This window comes from Gloeocapsopsis sp. IPPAS B-1203 (genome assembly GCF_002749975.1).
Taxonomy (GTDB): Bacteria; Cyanobacteriota; Cyanobacteriia; order Cyanobacteriales; family Chroococcidiopsidaceae; genus Gloeocapsopsis.
The window spans coordinates 312,924-329,170 of the sequence record NZ_PEIG01000001.1; the positions used below are offsets into that span (position 1 = coordinate 312,924).

The following is a 16,247-nucleotide window of genomic DNA, read 5'->3' on the forward strand; positions in this document are numbered from 1 at the left end:
AAAAATGAGTAGTAAATAATTAGCTGTTAGCTTTACTTTTCGCTGATTACTAATAAATAGAATACTTAAAATTCAAAAAAATAACTTTAGTAAGAATGGCAATTACACATTTTCTAAACTTAAACAAACAATTGTTCTGTAAAACTAAGAAATATGCTGTTTATTCCAGAATACACAATTTCAGAGTTAATTTACACTGGCGCAAAAAGCATTGTTTATCGAGGAAATAGAAATTACGATAAAAAAGCTGTTGTTATCAAAGTAACAAAGGACAAATACCCTACACCAACGTATCTTGCTAAATTTAAGCATCAATATGAAATTATTAAAAACTTAGAAATTAACGGAGTTGTCAAATATTTAGGAATAGAAAAATATGAGAACAAGCTTGCTCTAATTATGGAAGATGACAAGTTTGAATGTTTAAAAAATGTTATTCCTAAAACCTATGGAAATTTAGACTTTTTTCTAAAAATAGCAGTTCAGCTTTCAGAAATTTTAAATGATTTACATCACAATAATATCATTCACAAAGATATTAAGCCAGCAAATATCATTATTAATAGTATCAAAGAGCAAGTAAAGATAATCGACTTTAGTAGTGCGTCACTTCTATCGAAAGAGAAACCAACTATTAGCGATCCTAGCTTACTAGAGGGCACGCTTGCTTATATGGCTCCAGAACAGACAGGTCGAATGAATCGGTCAATTGACTATCGCACTGATTTTTATTCATTAGGTGTTACTTTTTACGAAATTCTTACTGGTCAATTGCCATATCAAACAACAGAAGCGATGGAGTTAGTTCATTGCCATATTGCTAAACAAGCAGTACCTCCAGTCATACTAGTACCAGACATTCCCCCAATGATTTCATCTATTGTGATGAAGTTACTTGCTAAGACAGCAGAAGACAGATACCAAAGCGCATTTGGACTGAAAGCTGATTTGGAACAGTGTCTAGCGGCTTGGAAAACTGGCAACATTCCAAATTTTCCTCTAGGTGTGCACGATTTATCGAGTCACCTTCTTATTCCACAGCAACTCTATGGTCGTGAGGCGGAAGTTGCTCAACTTTTAGCTGCGTTTGAGCGAGTAAGTTCTGGCGCGCATGAGTTAATCCTCGTTACTGGTTGTTCGGGTTGTGGTAAATCTGCATTAGTGAATGAAATTCATAAATCTATTGCACAACGACGAGGATACTTTATCTCTGGTAAATTTGACCAATTGCAGCGAAATGTTCCTTATGCAGCGTTTATTAATGCTTTTCAAGAGTTGATACGACAACTATTAACAGAAACTCCTCAACAGCTACATGTGTGGAAGCAGAAGATCTTGAATGCTGTAGGTTTTAATGGTCAAATACTTATTGATGTCATTCCTGAACTGGAATATATCATTGGCTCACAGCCAATAGTTTCATCAGTAGGATTAACAGAAATACAAAATCGATTTCACTTTACATTTAATAATTTTATCCAAGTTTTTACTCAAAAAGAGCATCCACTTGTTCTATTTTTAGATGATTTACAGTGGGCAGATTTGGAGTCCTTAAAATTAATTCAGATATTAATAGACAATTCTAATATTCAGTCTTTATTGCTTATTGGTGCTTATCGAAATAATGAGATGGATGCAACGCATCCTCTAAACCGAATTATTGAAGATATTCAAGGCAATGCCATTATTAGTCATATTGATGTTAGGGAGTTAAATATCACCTTCCTCAATCAACTGCTTGCTGACATATTAAAATGTCAAAAAGAATATTCTCTTCCTCTAGCTAAATTAGTTTTTGAAAAAACTCATGGCAATCCTTTTTTCTCGATTCAATTACTTCAGGAGATGCATCAAGAAAAATTAATATTCTTAAATGATCAATTACTGTGTTGGGAATGGAATATCAAACAGATTCAGAACTTGAAAATAACTGATAATGTTGTTGAATTGATGGTATGTAAACTCAAAAAACTCAATCAGAGTACGCAGCATATATTGAAGTTAGCTGCTTGTATTGGAAGTCGATTTGATTTAGCAACACTCTCTTTTGTGAATCAAAAATCCCAACAAGCCACAGCATTTGAGCTTTGGGAAGCCTTACAAGTTGGTCTACTTACACCGCTGAGCGATTCTTATAAAATTCCTCTAACTTTAGACCAAAAAAGCACAGACAATTCGATTGTATCATCTGATGCGATCGCGTATGAGTTTTTGCATGACAGAGTACAACAAGCAGCATACTCACTCATCTCAGACGATCAAAAACAAAAAGTCCATTTAAAGATAGGTCAATTGCTACTAGAGAATACAAGTTCAGAAGAACAAGAAAACAAAATATTTGATATTGTTAATCATTTAAATATTGGTGCTAATTTAATTTGTGACGAATCTATTAGAAACAAATTAGCTGAATTAAACTTGATAGCTGGTCAGAAAGCTAAGGCAGCAACAGCATACAAGTCTGCGATCGCCTACTTAAATTTTGGTTTAAAAATATTGGAATCAAATACTTGGAAAACTCAATATAGTTTGACCCTCGCACTTTATCAAGAAGCCGCAGAAACAGAATATATTACCACTAATTTCCAGCAAGCAGTGCAGCTTTGTGACATTGCTTTAAATCAAGGAAAAACAATTCTTGATAAAATTCCTTTCTACAACTTAAAAATCAAAATTAATATTGCTAAAAATGAAGTTCAAAAAGCTTTAAACACTGGTTTACAGGTTTTGGCACTCCTTAATATTTCTCTATATGAAGCTCCTCAACAAACACTTATTATTGAGGATTTAATTAATCTACCAGAGATGAAAGATGTTTATAAAATTGCAGCAATGCAAATTTTAATAACGATACAACCTCCTTCAAGTTTTGGAGATACTTCATTGTCACTGCCCATTATATATACAATGTTGGAACTTTGCGTTCGCTACGGAAACTCTCATTCTTCAGCGTATGTTTATGCAATGTACAGTGTTATTTTATGTGCGCGATCGCTCAATATAGATACTGCATATCAATATGGTCAACTGGCGCTACAAGTATTGGATAAATTTCAGGCGAGAGCCTTTGAATGTAAGGCGATCGTAGCATTATGCCTCAATGTCATCCATAGAAAAGAGCATACTAGAAATACTTTAGAAGTATTGCGGCAGGCTGTTCAAAAAGGGCTAGAAGTAGGTGATATAGAATTTGCCTGTCATGCAGCCATGTACTATTGCCAACATTTATTTTTTACTGGTGAGACATTACAATCTGTTGTTCGGAAACACTCTGAATATATTGATTTGATTATTAAATATGACCAAAGACACCAACTTTATCTAGCGCAAATAAATAAACAAATTGTAATAAATTTAATAGAAGAATCTGAACATAAAAACTCTTTAGTTGGCAAAAGCTTTAACGAATTGAAAACGCTTCCCTTTTTTAAAAAAACAAATAACATAATTGCTATATTTTTTGTTTATTTTGCCAAAATTTTACTTGCATATCTATTTAAAGAATATCAAAAGGCTATAAAAAATGCTAGAGAAGCAGAAAAATATATAGGACACACTTTGACAATGATCGTTTTCATTGAATACAAGTTTTATTATTCTCTAGCACTACTGGCTCACTATTCATTTGTTAATATTAGAGAGCAAAAAAAATACCTAGCCATTGTTGTAGACAATCAGGAAAAGATAGAACACTGGGCACACTATGCGCCAATGAATTATCAGCATAAGTACGATTTGATAGTAGCCGAGAAAGCTCGTTTTCTAGAGGAAACTTTGACTGCAATGGAGTACTACGATCGCGCTATAGCTGGTGCTAAAGAACAAGGATACATTCAAGTAGAGGCAATTGCCTGCGAACGAGCAGCAGAATTTTACCTTTCATTGGGAAGAAAGAAAATTGCTCGTATGTATATGATCGATGCATACTATAACTACTTTCGCTGGGGAGCGATCGCTAAAGTTAGAGATTTAGAAAAAAACTATCCTGAATTCTTTTCTCATCAGACTATGAATCAAACAGGAAATGAAACTAGTAGCATCATTTCTTTAACTAGCGATAATACACAAGCGTTAGACTTAGCAACCGTAACGAAAGCATCACAAGCTCTAGCAACTGAAACTGACTTAACTAAGTTACTAGAACAATTAATAAGAATAGTGATTGAAAACGCCGGAGCAAAAACTGGCTTTCTCATATTAGCAAAGAATGAGCAACTCTTCATAGAAGCTTCCGGCTCAGTCGAGCAAAATAATGTATCTGTCATGCAATCTACTTCTATAGAGACAAATCCGGATATATCAGCAGCTATTATTAATTATGTAAATAGGACAAGAGAAACTGTTGTTTTAAATAATGCACTTTTTGAAGGCAGATTTACTAACGATCCATACATTATAAAAAGTCAAGCAAAGTCTATATTATGTACGCCAATTATTAACCAAGGAAGACTTATAGGAATTATTTTTCTAGAAAATAACCTGGCAACAGGAGCGTTTACACCTAAGAGGCTAGAAATTCTCAGACTACTTTCGGCTCAAGCAGCTATTTCTATTGAAAATGCATTGCTGAGGAATGCAGAACAAAACTTAGTTTATGAGTACCATGTAGGAGGCAGTTTGCCGTTAGGAACACCGACTTACATAGTACGTCAGGCAGATCGCGAACTCTATAAAGCTTTGAAATCTGGTAGGTTTTGTCACATCCTCAATTCACGACAGATGGGAAAGTCTAGTTTGCGGGTGCAAATCATGCAACAGCTTCAAACCGAAGGTTTTGCCTGTGCTACTGTTGATATTTCAGAAATTGGGCATCGGCAGATTACTTTGGAACAGTGGTATGCAGGCTTTATTTATGTATTAGTGAATAGCTTTAATCTTACAGATAAATTTAATATACGTACTTGGTGGCATGAGCACGAATTTTTGTCTCCAGTACAACGTTTAGGAGAGTTTATTACAAAAGTATTACTAGAACAAATTTCCCAGAATATCGTAGTTTTTGTAGATGAAATTGACAGTATTTTAAGTCTTAAAATTGAACTTGATGATTTTTTCCTTCTTATACGTAATTGCTATAATAAGCGAGCTGACCATGTCAAGTTTAAAAGACTTAGCTTTGTTTTACTGGGAGTAGCAACTCCTGGTCAATTTATTCAAGACAAAAGCCGTACACCCTTTAATATTGGTCAGGCAATTCAACTGCAAGGTTTTCAGTTACATGAAGCCCAACCTTTACTACAAGGTTTGATAGGAAAAGTTAGCAATCCTCAAGCTGTACTCAAAGAAGTTTTGTTTTGGACTAATGGTCAGCCTTTTCTCACACAAAAGCTTTGTAAGCTAATCTGCGCTTCTTCATCTCCTGTTCCTACTAACCATGAAGCAGAATGGGTAGAAAACTTGGTACGCCAGCAAGTGATTGAGAATTGGGAACTGCAGGATGAACCAGAGCATTTAAAAACAATTCGCGATCGCCTTTGCCGACAAGTGGAGCATAACCGCGTTTGGCATAGTAAACAGCAGGCTCTGTTACTTATGTATCAGCAAATTTTAGAGCAAGGAAAGAGTGTTGCAGTCGATACTCCAGAACAAACAGAGTTACTTTTGTCTGGTTTGGTAGTTAAGCAGCACGGATATCTCGAAGTTTCTAATCAGATTTATAAGTTAATCTTTGATTGCAGTTGGGTTGAGCGAATGCTAGTTCAATATTGCTGACTTACTCAACGCTCTTGGTTTTAAACAATGTTACAAAAATGTTGGATGTAAATTAAGTCTTACGCTTACTTGGTATATTTTAACCAACCACGATTTCTCCTACTTTTTCTTACCTATATTGTCACTTTTTCACACTGAAAAAAATTTAGGCATATCTTAGCTTGAATAAAGTAGGGGCAAACAGCTTTTCTCGATTGTTTGTAAAGATGTGCAGTGAGAGAAGTAAGTAGATGTCTTCAAGGTCAAAGTCATCCAAAGTCGAGCAGAGCGTAACGAAGGCTCTCGACAGGGCAATTTGATACTTCTCAAGCATCGTGTGAGATGAGGCATAATTCAAAACCAGGGTTTTCTAGCACAAATCTAGAAAAAGCATTTCTACGCTGAGTGTATTACGGGCAAATTTGCAACATAGAAAACGTCGTTCACTTCTGAACTTTTCGGGATTGGCAAAATTCTGTTTTGAACGGTAATTAACATACTATGTCGCACTCAGTAGGAGTTGTGTCGCTGTAGTACTTTGCTTTAGTCAAATCGCTCTAAATCCTACATTAGTTGCCAAAAGCGATGGGAATTCGTAACTCAGGAGCAAAAGCCTCTGATACTACAGCCATCAATTGTTTACTAAGAAGCATGAAGCAATCAGCTGGAGATGTCAGCCAAGAATCAACTGACGAAATGATATCCCTTGTCAGTCAATATCCAGTAGCAACAAGGAGCAATAACAATGGCAGTCACAACGATTGAATTAGCGAACCTCAACGGTAGAAACGGCTTTGTCCTCAATGGTATTGATAGAGGCGATAGCTCAGGCGAATCCGTCAGTAGTGCGGGAGATGTCAACGGTGATGGCTTTGACGATATGATTATCGGCGCCCCCAATGCTGACCCCAATGGCAACTCACTCGCAGGAGAGAGCTACGTCGTGTTTGGTTCGGGCAATAGTTTCCCGGCAAGCATCGATTTAGCCAACCTTAACGGTAGCAACGGCTTTGTTCTCAATGGTGTTGATACATTTGACTTCTCAGGCGATTCTGTCAGTAGTGCAGGAGACATCAACGGCGATGGCTTTGACGATGTGATTATCGGTGCCCCTGATGCTAACCCCAACGGCAACTCACTCGCAGGAGAGAGCTACGTCGTGTTTGGTTCGGGCAATAGTTTCCCGGCAAGCATTGACTTAGCCAGTCTCGATGGCAGCAACGGCTTTGTCCTTAATGGTGTTGATGAAGATGACGAATCAGGCTCTTCTGTCAGTAGTGCAGGAGACGTCAACGGCGATGGCTTTGACGATGTGATTATTGGTGCTTTTGGTGCTGCTCCCGATGGCAATATTGAGGCCGGAAAGAGCTACGTCGTGTTTGGTTCGGGCAATAGTTTTCCGGCAAGCGTTGATTTAGCAAGTCTCGACGGTAGCAACGGCTTTGTCCTTAATGGTGTTGATGTATTTGACGCATCAGGTGCTTTCGTCAGTGGGGCGGGAGACTTCAACGGCGATGGCTTTGATGATGTGATTATTGGCGCTCGCTTTGCTGACCCCAGCGGTACTGATGCTGCCGGAGAGAGCTATGTCGTATTTGGCTCAAGCAGTGGATTCCCTGCCAGCATCAACTTAGCAAGTCTTGACGGTAGCAATGGCTTTGTCCTCAATGGTATTGATGAAGATGATAGATCAGGCATTTCCGTCAGTGCTGCTGGCGATGTTGATGGCGATGGACTTGACGATCTAATTATTGGTGCTCCTGGTGCTGACCCCAACAGCAACTCTAACGCGGGAGAGAGCTACATCGTATTTGGCTTTCGCTCGTTGTTTGGCACTGCTGGTAACGACGTTCTCCTCGGTAGCAACACGCGCGACTGCATCTCAGGACTCGATGGCAACGACACCCTCGCCGGACTGTTAGGAGACGACACGCTTCTCGGTGGTGCAGGCAATGACGTGCTACGCGGCGACTTGAATAACCGCTCGCCTCAAGGCAGCGTCGGTGGCAACGATACGCTGTTTGGTGGACTCGGTAATGACCAACTCGGTGGCAAGGGGGGTGACGACCAACTGTTTGGCGAACAAGGTAATGATACGCTCTACGGCGATGATGGCGATGATTTGTTACGTGGTGGTGCAGGCAATGACACGCTGATTGGCGATGACTTCTCTGGTGGTCAAGGTAGCGATACTTTTGTCTTGGCAGCAGGCGAAGGGCGCGACACTATCCGTGACTTTGAAGATGGCATTGACTTGATTGGCTTGGCAGGCGGTTTGAGTTTCGAGCAATTGACGATTAGCGCTAGTGGTGCTAACAATGCCCTGATTCGCTTGGGCAGCGAGCAACTTGCACTGCTAACGGGTGTGGCGGCGAGCAACTTAACCGCGACGGACTTTACTCTTGTCTAATTTTGAGACGTTATGACACTACCACCAGTTGCATGAGGCAATCAGCTGGAGATGTCAGCCAAGAATCAACTGACGAAATGATATCCCTTGTCAGTCAACATCCAGTAACAACAAGGAGCAACAACCATGGCAGTGACAACAATTGAATTAGCAAACCTCAACGGTAGAAACGGCTTTGTCCTCAATGGTATTGAGGCAAATGACTTCTCAGGCTATTCCGTCAGTAGTGCAGGAGACGTCAACGGCGATGGCTTTGACGATGTGATTATCGGTGCCGCTAATGCTGACTCCAACGGCAACTCTACCGCCGGAGAGAGCTACGTCGTGTTTGGTTCCGGCAGTGGCTTTCCTGCCAGCATCGACTTAGCCAACCTCGACGGTAGCAACGGCTTTGTTCTCAATGGTATTGATGTAAATGACAGATCAGGCAGATCCGTCAGTAGTGCAGGAGACGTCAACGGCGATGGCTTTGACGACGTGATTATCGGCGCTCCCAATGCTGACCCCAACGGCAACTCATTCGCGGGAGAGAGCTATGTCGTGTTTGGTTCGGGTAGTGGCTTTGCGGCAAGCGTGGACTTAGCAAGTCTTGATGGCAGCAACGGCTTTGTCCTCAATGGTATTGATGAAGATGACTTCTCAGGCGAATCCGTTAGTAGTGCGGGAGACGTCAACGGCGATGGCTTTGACGATGTGATTATCGGTGCCATCTATGCTGACCCCAACGGCAACTCTAGCGCCGGAGAGAGCTACGTCGTATTTGGCTCAAGCAGTGGCTTTCCAGCCAGCATTGACTTAGCCAACCTTGACGGTAGCAATGGCTTTGTCCTCAATGGTATTGATGAAGATGACAGCTCAGGCGAATCCGTTAGTAGTGCAGGAGACGTCAACGGCGATGGCTTTGACGATGTGATTATCGGTGCCGCTAATGCTGATCCCAACGGCAACGCTGATGCCGGAGAGAGCTACGTCGTGTTTGGCTCAAGTAGTGGCTTTGCGGCAAGCGTGGACTTAGCCAACCTCGATGGCAGCAATGGCTTTGTCCTCAATGGCATTGCTGCAAATGACAGCTCAGGCGAATCCGTTAGTAGTGCAGGAGACGTCAACGGCGATGGCTTTGATGATGTGATTATCGGTGCCCCTGGTGCTGACCCCAACGGCAACTCTGGCGCCGGAGAGAGCTACGTCGTATTTGGCTCAAGTAGTGGCTTTGCCGCGAGTATCGACTTAGCCAACCTCGACGGTAGCAATGGCTTTGTCCTCAATGGCATTGCTGCAAATGACAGCTCAGGCGAATCCGTCAGTGGTGCAGGAGACGTCAACGGCGATGGCTTTGACGATCTGATTATCGGTGCCATCTTTGCTGACCCCAACGGCAACTCTGGCGCGGGAGAGAGCTACGTCGTGTTTGGTTCGGGCAGTGGCTTTCCTGCCAGCATCAACTTAGCAAGTCTTAATGGTAGCAATGGCTTTGTCCTCAATGGTGTTGCTGCGGGCGACTTCTCTGGTAACTCGGTGAGTGCCGCCGGCGATGTTGATGGCGATGGACTTGACGATCTAATTATTGGTGCTGTTGATGCTAACCCCAACAGCAACTCTAGGGCGGGAGAGAGCTACATCGTGTTTGGCTTTCGCTCGTTGTTTGGCACTGCTGGTAACGACGTTCTCCTCGGTAGCAACACGCGCGACTGCCTCTCAGGACTCGATGGCAACGACACCGTGGCGGGAGGGTTGGGAGACGACACGCTTCTCGGTGGTGCAGGCAATGACGTGCTACGCGGCGACTTGAATAACCGCTCGCCTCAAGGCAGCGTCGGTGGCAACGATACGCTGTTTGGTGGACTCGGTAATGACCAACTCGGTGGCAAGGGGGGTGACGACCAACTGTTTGGCGAACAAGGTAATGATACGCTCTACGGCGATGATGGCGATGATTTGTTACGTGGTGGTGCAGGCAATGACACGCTGATTGGCGATGACTTCTCTGGTGGTCAAGGTAGCGATACTTTTGTCTTGGCAGCAGGCGAAGGGCGCGACACTATCCGTGACTTTGAAGATGGCATTGACTTGATTGGCTTGGCAGGCGGTTTGAGTTTCGAGCAATTGACGATTAGCGCTAGTGGTGCTAACAATGCCCTGATTCGCTTGGGCAGCGAGCAACTTGCACTGCTAACGGGTGTGGCGGCGAGCAACTTAACCGCGACGGACTTTACTCTTGTCTAATTCTGAAACGTTATGACACTACCACCTATTTATTTCTACTTACCCCAACCCTACTTTCCTCACACTCTGCCCGCAACTGCTGCGGAGAATTGGGCAGGATATGGGCTGGGCATTTATACCTGGACGCTCCAAACTTACTTCCGGCTGCAAGCGGTTGGTTTTCCCTGTCAGTTGGTCAGTTCGCCGCCGAAGGAAGGAATTGTGCTATTTCATCGCCAAGCGTTGCAATTTCGTCCGCTCCAGCCGCAACCCCGATTACTCCTGATTTGTCTTCAAGCTGACAAACAACCCTGCCCTGTCGCTCACCTGCATGTGGTTCAAAATCCCACTGATTCCCGAATTCCACATAGCTACTATCTACCCCACTGGCCCCAACCTGGGTTAATTCCCCGTAATCCAGAACGCGGCGATCGCTTCGAGACAATTGCTTATTTCGGTCATGCGTGCAGTTTAGCTCCCGAACTCAAAGCACCCGCGTGGCAATACCAATTAGCCGCCTTGGGTTTACGCTGGCAACCAATTATCAATCACAACTCCTGGCACGATTTCCGCCAGCTTGACTGTCGCTGGAATGACTACAGCAACATTGATGCCATTGTTGCTATCCGCAGTTTTCACTCTGAGCAAACCTATCTTTATAAGCCCGCTACGAAACTCTACAATGCTTGGCTTGCTGGAGTCCCCGCGCTGCTTGGAGCAGAATCGGCGTATCGCGCGATCGGGCAAGCAAATATGAATTACTTAGAAGTGTCTTCCTATAGTGAGTTGCTCGCTACCCTCATCAGACTAAAGTCATCTGCTACAGCACGCCAGAGGTTAGTCGGCAACGGTGCGCTGTCGGCATTACAGTTTCTGCCCGAACAAATTACTGAGAACTGGTGTCAGTTTCTGATTAATGTCGCGATTCCTGCTTGGCAAGCCCGTTGTCAACGCAACGAGCGACAACTTTTCAGCCGAGTCAAAAACTTCAATTCCAGACTAGAACGCGCCACATCTTAAACGCAATCTTAGCGACTCGACATAAATGAAACTATATTATTATCAACGACGTGATGGCAACAGCAATTTTGGCGACGACCTCAATTCGTGGCTGTGGTCCCAGCTACTGCCAGGTTTTTTTGACGAAGATCCAACCATTGCCTTTATTGGTATCGGTACGTTGTTGAATCATCTACTTCCACAACGCGTACCACAAGCTCAACGGCTTGTCATCTTTGGTACTGGTGCAGGTTACGGCAATCCATTCACTGCGGTTGCTCATCAATGGCAAATTTATTGCCTTCGTGGCAGGTTATCTGCGCAAAAACTCGGTCTTGCAGAAGAGTTAGCAATTACGGATGCAGCTTTATTAGTTCGACGTTTGTTCCAGCCAACGAGTCAAAAAACAAGCCGCTTCGCTTTTATGCCACACGTGCATCATGCGACTTATGCTGGTACTCTATTGCAAGATATTTGCACTCAAGTGGGCTTAGGTTATATTGACCCACGGTGGTCAGTAAAGAAAGTCTTGACATCAATTAGCCAAACCGAGGTTCTCTTAGCCGAAGCGATGCATGGTGCCATTGTTGCTGATGCCTTACGCATCCCGTGGATTCCGGTATTGACGAGTCCTCGCATCCTCACATTTAAGTGGCATGACTGGTGCTCGTCGTTAAAGTTAGAGTATCATCCTTACTATATTCCGCCTCTAGTGAGTGCCTATCCTCGCTTTGCGCGTCGCCGCAGTGCGATCGCATATTGGAAAAATTGTTGGCAACAGGAACCGTGGCTGGCGTTATGTCAAATGGTATCTCAACGCTCATTGTGGGCAACTCAGTTACTGCGGATTACTCAAGTTGCTTGTCCTTCCCTCAGCCATGCTAGTCTAGTCGAGCAGTTAACAGATCAATTGGAAAATCGCTTAGAGCAGCTAAAAAGCGATTGGTCTGTATAATAGGCACATCTCGTGCTATGGCGATGAAACGACTGTAGCGCGTGAGCTAACTTCTATCGGAGAACCGTCAGGAGATTCAATCACAAATCCAGCATCGCAAATCATTTTTAAATCGCTGTGTGTTGCTTGTCCAGGAGTTGTCAAATAATCACCAATAAAGATTGAGTTTGCTGGATAAAGTCCTAAAGGTTGCAGCGATCGCAAATGAACTTCTCTACCGCCAGCGATTCTAATTTCCTGTGTAGGAAGCACAAAGCGAAATAAGCATAACACTCGCAGACAATAGCGCGGGTTCAAGTCTTTGATCTTCTCAAACGGCGTTCCTGGAATTGGAATCAAGAAATTTAGGGGAACACTAGTAGCATTCAATTCCCGCAACGAGAATGCTAAGTCGATGACATCATCATCCGACTCGCCCATGCCAATAATTCCACCAGAACAGGTTGTGATTCCTGCGGCTTTGACATTTTCTAGCGTAGCAGTTCGGTCATTAAACGTATGTGTTGTGCAAATTTGCGAGTGATAATCATCCGAAGTATTCAAATTATGATTGACGCGATCTACCCCGACTTCTGCCAAACGCAGCGTTTGCTCTTGACTCAACAACCCAAGACACGCACAAATTTTTAAATCATAGTTTGCTTTAACCGCTTGTACAGCGTCCAGAACCTGCGTAAACACTCGCTCACTGGGAGAACGCCCCGAAATAACCAGACAAAAAGTTCCAGCTTGCAATTTCTTTGCCTGTGCAGCAGCGTCTAGAATTTTTTCTTGAGCTAAGAGGGGATACTTCTCAATTTCAGCAGTAGAAATCTTCGATTGCGAACAATAGTGACAATCTTCTGGACAAAGCCCACTTTGAGCGTTAAGGAGAAAATGCAACCGGACGCGATTTTCCCAGTAATGATAGCGCACGCGATAGGCAGCAGCAAGTTGCTCAAGCAGGACACTATCAGGTGCATTGAGTACCGCCCGTGCGGCTTCGCGTGTCAGTAGTTCTCCAGCCAAAGCGCGATCGGCAAGTTCGTTCCAGTTAAGAGCAGAAGATTTCAACATAAGAAGAGGTCAGAGGTCGGAGGTCAGAGGTCAGAAATTATGGTTAAAACAGGGGTAAGGCACTGCCTTACCCATCACTGGAGCAATAATTCTGATTGACCATTGCTATATGATAGTATCAAGCACGCAGCGGATTGCTTGATAAATTGATTCGAGTTGCTCTAAGGTAATGCAATAAGGTGGCATTAAGTAGAGCGTATTACCCAGAGGACGTAAGAGAAATCCTTCCGCTAGAAACCTTTGTTTGAGGATTGGTGCGATCGCATTAAAATATCCACTTTGACCATCGGTGACAATATCCATCGCGGCGATCGTTCCGCAAGTACGTATTTTCTCTATTTTAGGATGCTCTTTCAACCATTTTTCTAGACAGTGGCGATGCTGCTGTTCTAAATGGCGAAAATGAGGATTTGCTTCCAGTAGTTCCAAAGACGCAACACCCGTAGCACAGGCTAACGGATTTCCTGTGTATGAATGACCGTGAAAAAACGTTTTACTGACATCATCACTGTAAAACACACGATAAATGTCTTCTGTCGCAACGGTGACAGCTAAAGGTAAGCAGCCGCCAGATAAACCTTTTGATAAACAAATAATATCCGGTGCGGTTTCTGCTTTTAAGCAAGCAAACAATTCTCCAGTACGTCCAAAGCCCGTCATTACCTCGTCATAAATTACAAGTATGCCAAAAGACTGTGCTAGGTTTCCCAATGCTTGTAAAAATTGCGGGCGACATACTCGCATTCCCCCTGCACCTTGTACAAGTGGCTCGATAAAAATACCTGCGTAGCGCGTGGAATTTTGCTGGAGAAGCCGTGTCAGTATATCTAGAGTATGTGCTTCACGGATTACTACATCGCCATCATCATCAAACGTAGCAGGAAAAGGCACAAGCTCTGTCGAGAACATCAAGCGTCGAAAAGGCTGCTCCCACGGAGAACTACCTGCAATTGACATTGCTCCTATCGTATCACCGTGATACCCACCTTCAAAGCTAATAAACGTAGTGCGTTCAGTCTCTCCTTGGTTGAACCAATATTGGCAAGCCATTTTCAGCGCTACTTCCATCGCTGTTGAACCGTTATCTGAAAAAAATACTCTTGTGAGCAATTTTGGCAGATGCTTCAGCAATTTTCTGGCTAACTGTTCGGCTGGTTCGTGAGTAAAACCTGTAAAAATGACGTGTTCCAATGCTTGGGCTTGTTTGTAAAGTGCTTCAGCAAGTACAGGATGTCCATGTCCATGAATTGTTACCCACCAACTAGAAATACAATCCACAATTTGGCGTCCGTCTTCCAATTCGAGCATCACTCCTTTCCCCTTGACTACCTTCAAAGGCATTGGCGCGGTTTTCATTTGGGTAAATGGTTGCCAAATCGGAGAATCATAAATTTCTTCGATGCTGCTCATAAAAAAAATCAAGTTCTTGAGTAAAAAAAGCTATGAATAATCCCGAAAAACAAGCAAATAGAACATAATTTAGTCTTTCTAGCCACTAATCACTCTTCCCTAGCCACTCAATTCTGACTTGACTGCTGAGGTTAGTTAAGCGAAACTGACAATAATTGATGTCAGGCTTCATGTATTGCTAAATTTTGTTAACTTTTTATTCTCTATAATTCGATAGATGAAACATTATTTAGCAATAGTGATAGTGAGGAGAGCACATAGTAGGCATAAACGCTTACAAATAGCAACAAGCAGCCGATACAGTGTAGCTGCAAAATTATAAATAAAGCTATGGTGATTAGCTAGAAGTATGGAAACGCTAGAGTTTGTGATTTATCCTGATGGTCGCGTCCAGGAAACAGTCTCCGGTATAGTAGGAGCTACTTGTACCGAAGTTACAGCGGCAATCGAAGCAGAACTGGGGCAAGTCGTCAGTCACCAGCCAAGCTCAGAATTTTATAATGCAGTACAACACCAGTCTACAGTTGCAACGACACAAGCTAGTTTTAGCGAGTGGTAATTTTACTAACTAGTCCAGCTTGATTCAATTCACAACTAATACAATGTCACACTTTAGCCAAATCAAAACACAAATCCGTAATCTTTCATCTCTACAAGCTGCTCTCACTGACTTAGGCATCAGTTGGAAATCTGGTTCTAGAGCAGTAAGAGGATATCGCGGTCAAACTCGTAATGCCGAAATCACCATCGAGCAGGAAAATGGTTACGATGTCGGCTTTAGTTGGAACGGTAAAGAATACGAACTCGTTGCCGATTTGCAGTATTGGCAGCAAGATTTGTCAGTTGAAGGTTTCCTGAAGAAAATCACCCAGCGTTATGCTTACCACACAGTGTTAAGTGAAACCTCGCGTTTAGGATTCCAAGTAGCAGAACAGCAACAAAATAAAGACGGATCAATTCGACTATTAGTACAGCGCTGGAGTGCGTAATGTCTGATTTTATGCCGCCGATCGAGCAGACAGCACAATCTGGAGCAATGCGATCGCAGCTTGAACCTGAGTTAGGTGGTATCTTTCGCGATGCACCCGAACGTTCTGGTTTAGAACCTGAGTTAGGCGGTGTAGTGCGGCAGAAAGGTGTCTACGTTGATGAAGTCACTTGTATTGGTTGCAAGCACTGCGCTCACGTTGCCCGCAATACTTTCTACATTGAACCAGACTATGGTCGCTCGCGTGTTGTCCGTCAAGACGGAGATTCAGAAGAGTTAATCCAGGAAGCAATTGATACTTGTCCAGTCGATTGTATTCATTGGGTTGATTACACAGAACTCAAAAAACTTGAGGAAGAACGACAATACCAGGTGATTCCTATCGCAGGTTATCCAGTAGAAGAAGCTGTTGTTGCTGCTCATCGACGGCGCAAAAAACGTCAGGCACAGAAAAAAGCTCGCTATTAATTGGAAGAAGTGTTTTATCCTTACAAAAGGCTGTTGTAACAGCCTTTTTTGGCTTTGTAGAGGGTAGG

Annotated in this window: 10 protein-coding genes; 8 read left to right on the forward strand and 2 right to left on the reverse strand. The window is 43.0% G+C overall.

All coding sequences use genetic code 11. The features are described 5' to 3' along the window. Window positions 1–153: 153 nt before the first annotated feature. The 5 genes from CSQ79_RS01485 (at window position 154) to CSQ79_RS01505 (ending at window position 12,257) form a co-directional block, all read left to right on the forward strand. Window positions 154–5,712: an AAA family ATPase gene (locus tag CSQ79_RS01485; RefSeq protein WP_099699433.1), complete on the forward strand. Its 5,559-nt coding sequence runs from the start codon at window positions 154–156 to the stop codon at window positions 5,710–5,712. A gap of 724 nt (window positions 5,713–6,436) precedes the next feature. Further along, the gene (locus CSQ79_RS01490) at window positions 6,437–8,101 is read left to right on the forward strand and encodes a calcium-binding protein (RefSeq protein ID WP_289500226.1); all 1,665 of its coding nucleotides are present in this window, start codon (window positions 6,437–6,439) and stop codon (window positions 8,099–8,101) included. Between the two features lie 126 nt (window positions 8,102–8,227). Then, on the forward strand, window positions 8,228–10,324 hold the full coding sequence (locus CSQ79_RS01495; RefSeq protein WP_099699434.1) for an FG-GAP repeat protein: 2,097 nt from the start codon (window positions 8,228–8,230) through the stop codon (window positions 10,322–10,324). A gap of 12 nt (window positions 10,325–10,336) precedes the next feature. After that, the gene (locus CSQ79_RS01500) at window positions 10,337–11,323 is read left to right on the forward strand and encodes a hypothetical protein (RefSeq protein ID WP_099699435.1); all 987 of its coding nucleotides are present in this window, start codon (window positions 10,337–10,339) and stop codon (window positions 11,321–11,323) included. Between the two features lie 25 nt (window positions 11,324–11,348). Continuing rightward, window positions 11,349–12,257: a polysaccharide pyruvyl transferase family protein gene (locus CSQ79_RS01505; RefSeq protein ID WP_099699436.1), complete on the forward strand. Its 909-nt coding sequence runs from the start codon at window positions 11,349–11,351 to the stop codon at window positions 12,255–12,257. Window positions 12,258–12,272: 15 nt separating this feature from the next. Here the strand turns inward: CSQ79_RS01505 and bioB are convergent, their stop codons facing one another. Together bioB and bioA are read right to left on the reverse strand one after the other, a co-directional pair. After that, window positions 12,273–13,313, reverse strand: coding sequence for a biotin synthase BioB (gene bioB, locus CSQ79_RS01510; protein ID WP_099699437.1), 1,041 nt, complete (start codon window positions 13,311–13,313; stop codon window positions 12,273–12,275). A gap of 105 nt (window positions 13,314–13,418) precedes the next feature. Continuing rightward, on the reverse strand, window positions 13,419–14,723 hold the full coding sequence (gene bioA, locus CSQ79_RS01515; protein WP_099699438.1) for an adenosylmethionine--8-amino-7-oxononanoate transaminase: 1,305 nt from the start codon (window positions 14,721–14,723) through the stop codon (window positions 13,419–13,421). A 349-nt stretch (window positions 14,724–15,072) separates the two neighbouring features. On the opposite strand from bioA, the gene CSQ79_RS01520 reads away from it, so the two are divergent. The 3 genes from CSQ79_RS01520 to CSQ79_RS01530 are packed head-to-tail and all read left to right on the forward strand — an operon-like array spanning window position 15,073 to window position 16,179. Continuing rightward, complete coding sequence (locus CSQ79_RS01520) at window positions 15,073–15,282, forward strand: DUF2997 domain-containing protein (protein WP_099699439.1); 210 nt, start codon at window positions 15,073–15,075, stop codon at window positions 15,280–15,282. A 43-nt stretch (window positions 15,283–15,325) separates the two neighbouring features. After that, on the forward strand, window positions 15,326–15,712 hold the full coding sequence (locus CSQ79_RS01525; RefSeq protein WP_099699440.1) for a DUF1257 domain-containing protein: 387 nt from the start codon (window positions 15,326–15,328) through the stop codon (window positions 15,710–15,712). Then, window positions 15,712–16,179: a ferredoxin gene (locus CSQ79_RS01530; protein ID WP_099699441.1), complete on the forward strand. Its 468-nt coding sequence runs from the start codon at window positions 15,712–15,714 to the stop codon at window positions 16,177–16,179. The genes CSQ79_RS01525 and CSQ79_RS01530 overlap by 1 nt, the downstream gene beginning before the upstream one ends. Window positions 16,180–16,247: the final 68 nt, after the last annotated feature.

Excerpts from the sequence above, each read along its gene's own strand:
- bioA (WP_099699438.1), bottom strand. The coding sequence starts at position 14,723 with ATGAGCAGCATCGAAGAAATTTATGATTCTCCGATTTGGCAACCATTT.
- CSQ79_RS01485 (WP_099699433.1), top strand. The coding sequence starts at position 154 with ATGCTGTTTATTCCAGAATACACAATTTCAGAGTTAATTTACACTGGC.
- CSQ79_RS01500 (WP_099699435.1), top strand. The coding sequence starts at position 10,337 with ATGACACTACCACCTATTTATTTCTACTTACCCCAACCCTACTTTCCT.
- bioB (WP_099699437.1), bottom strand. The coding sequence starts at position 13,313 with ATGTTGAAATCTTCTGCTCTTAACTGGAACGAACTTGCCGATCGCGCT.
- CSQ79_RS01530 (WP_099699441.1), top strand. The coding sequence starts at position 15,712 with ATGTCTGATTTTATGCCGCCGATCGAGCAGACAGCACAATCTGGAGCA.
- CSQ79_RS01490 (WP_289500226.1), top strand. The coding sequence starts at position 6,437 with ATGGCAGTCACAACGATTGAATTAGCGAACCTCAACGGTAGAAACGGC.
- CSQ79_RS01495 (WP_099699434.1), top strand. The coding sequence starts at position 8,228 with ATGGCAGTGACAACAATTGAATTAGCAAACCTCAACGGTAGAAACGGC.
- CSQ79_RS01520 (WP_099699439.1), top strand. The coding sequence starts at position 15,073 with ATGGAAACGCTAGAGTTTGTGATTTATCCTGATGGTCGCGTCCAGGAA.
- CSQ79_RS01505 (WP_099699436.1), top strand. The coding sequence starts at position 11,349 with ATGAAACTATATTATTATCAACGACGTGATGGCAACAGCAATTTTGGC.
- CSQ79_RS01525 (WP_099699440.1), top strand. The coding sequence starts at position 15,326 with ATGTCACACTTTAGCCAAATCAAAACACAAATCCGTAATCTTTCATCT.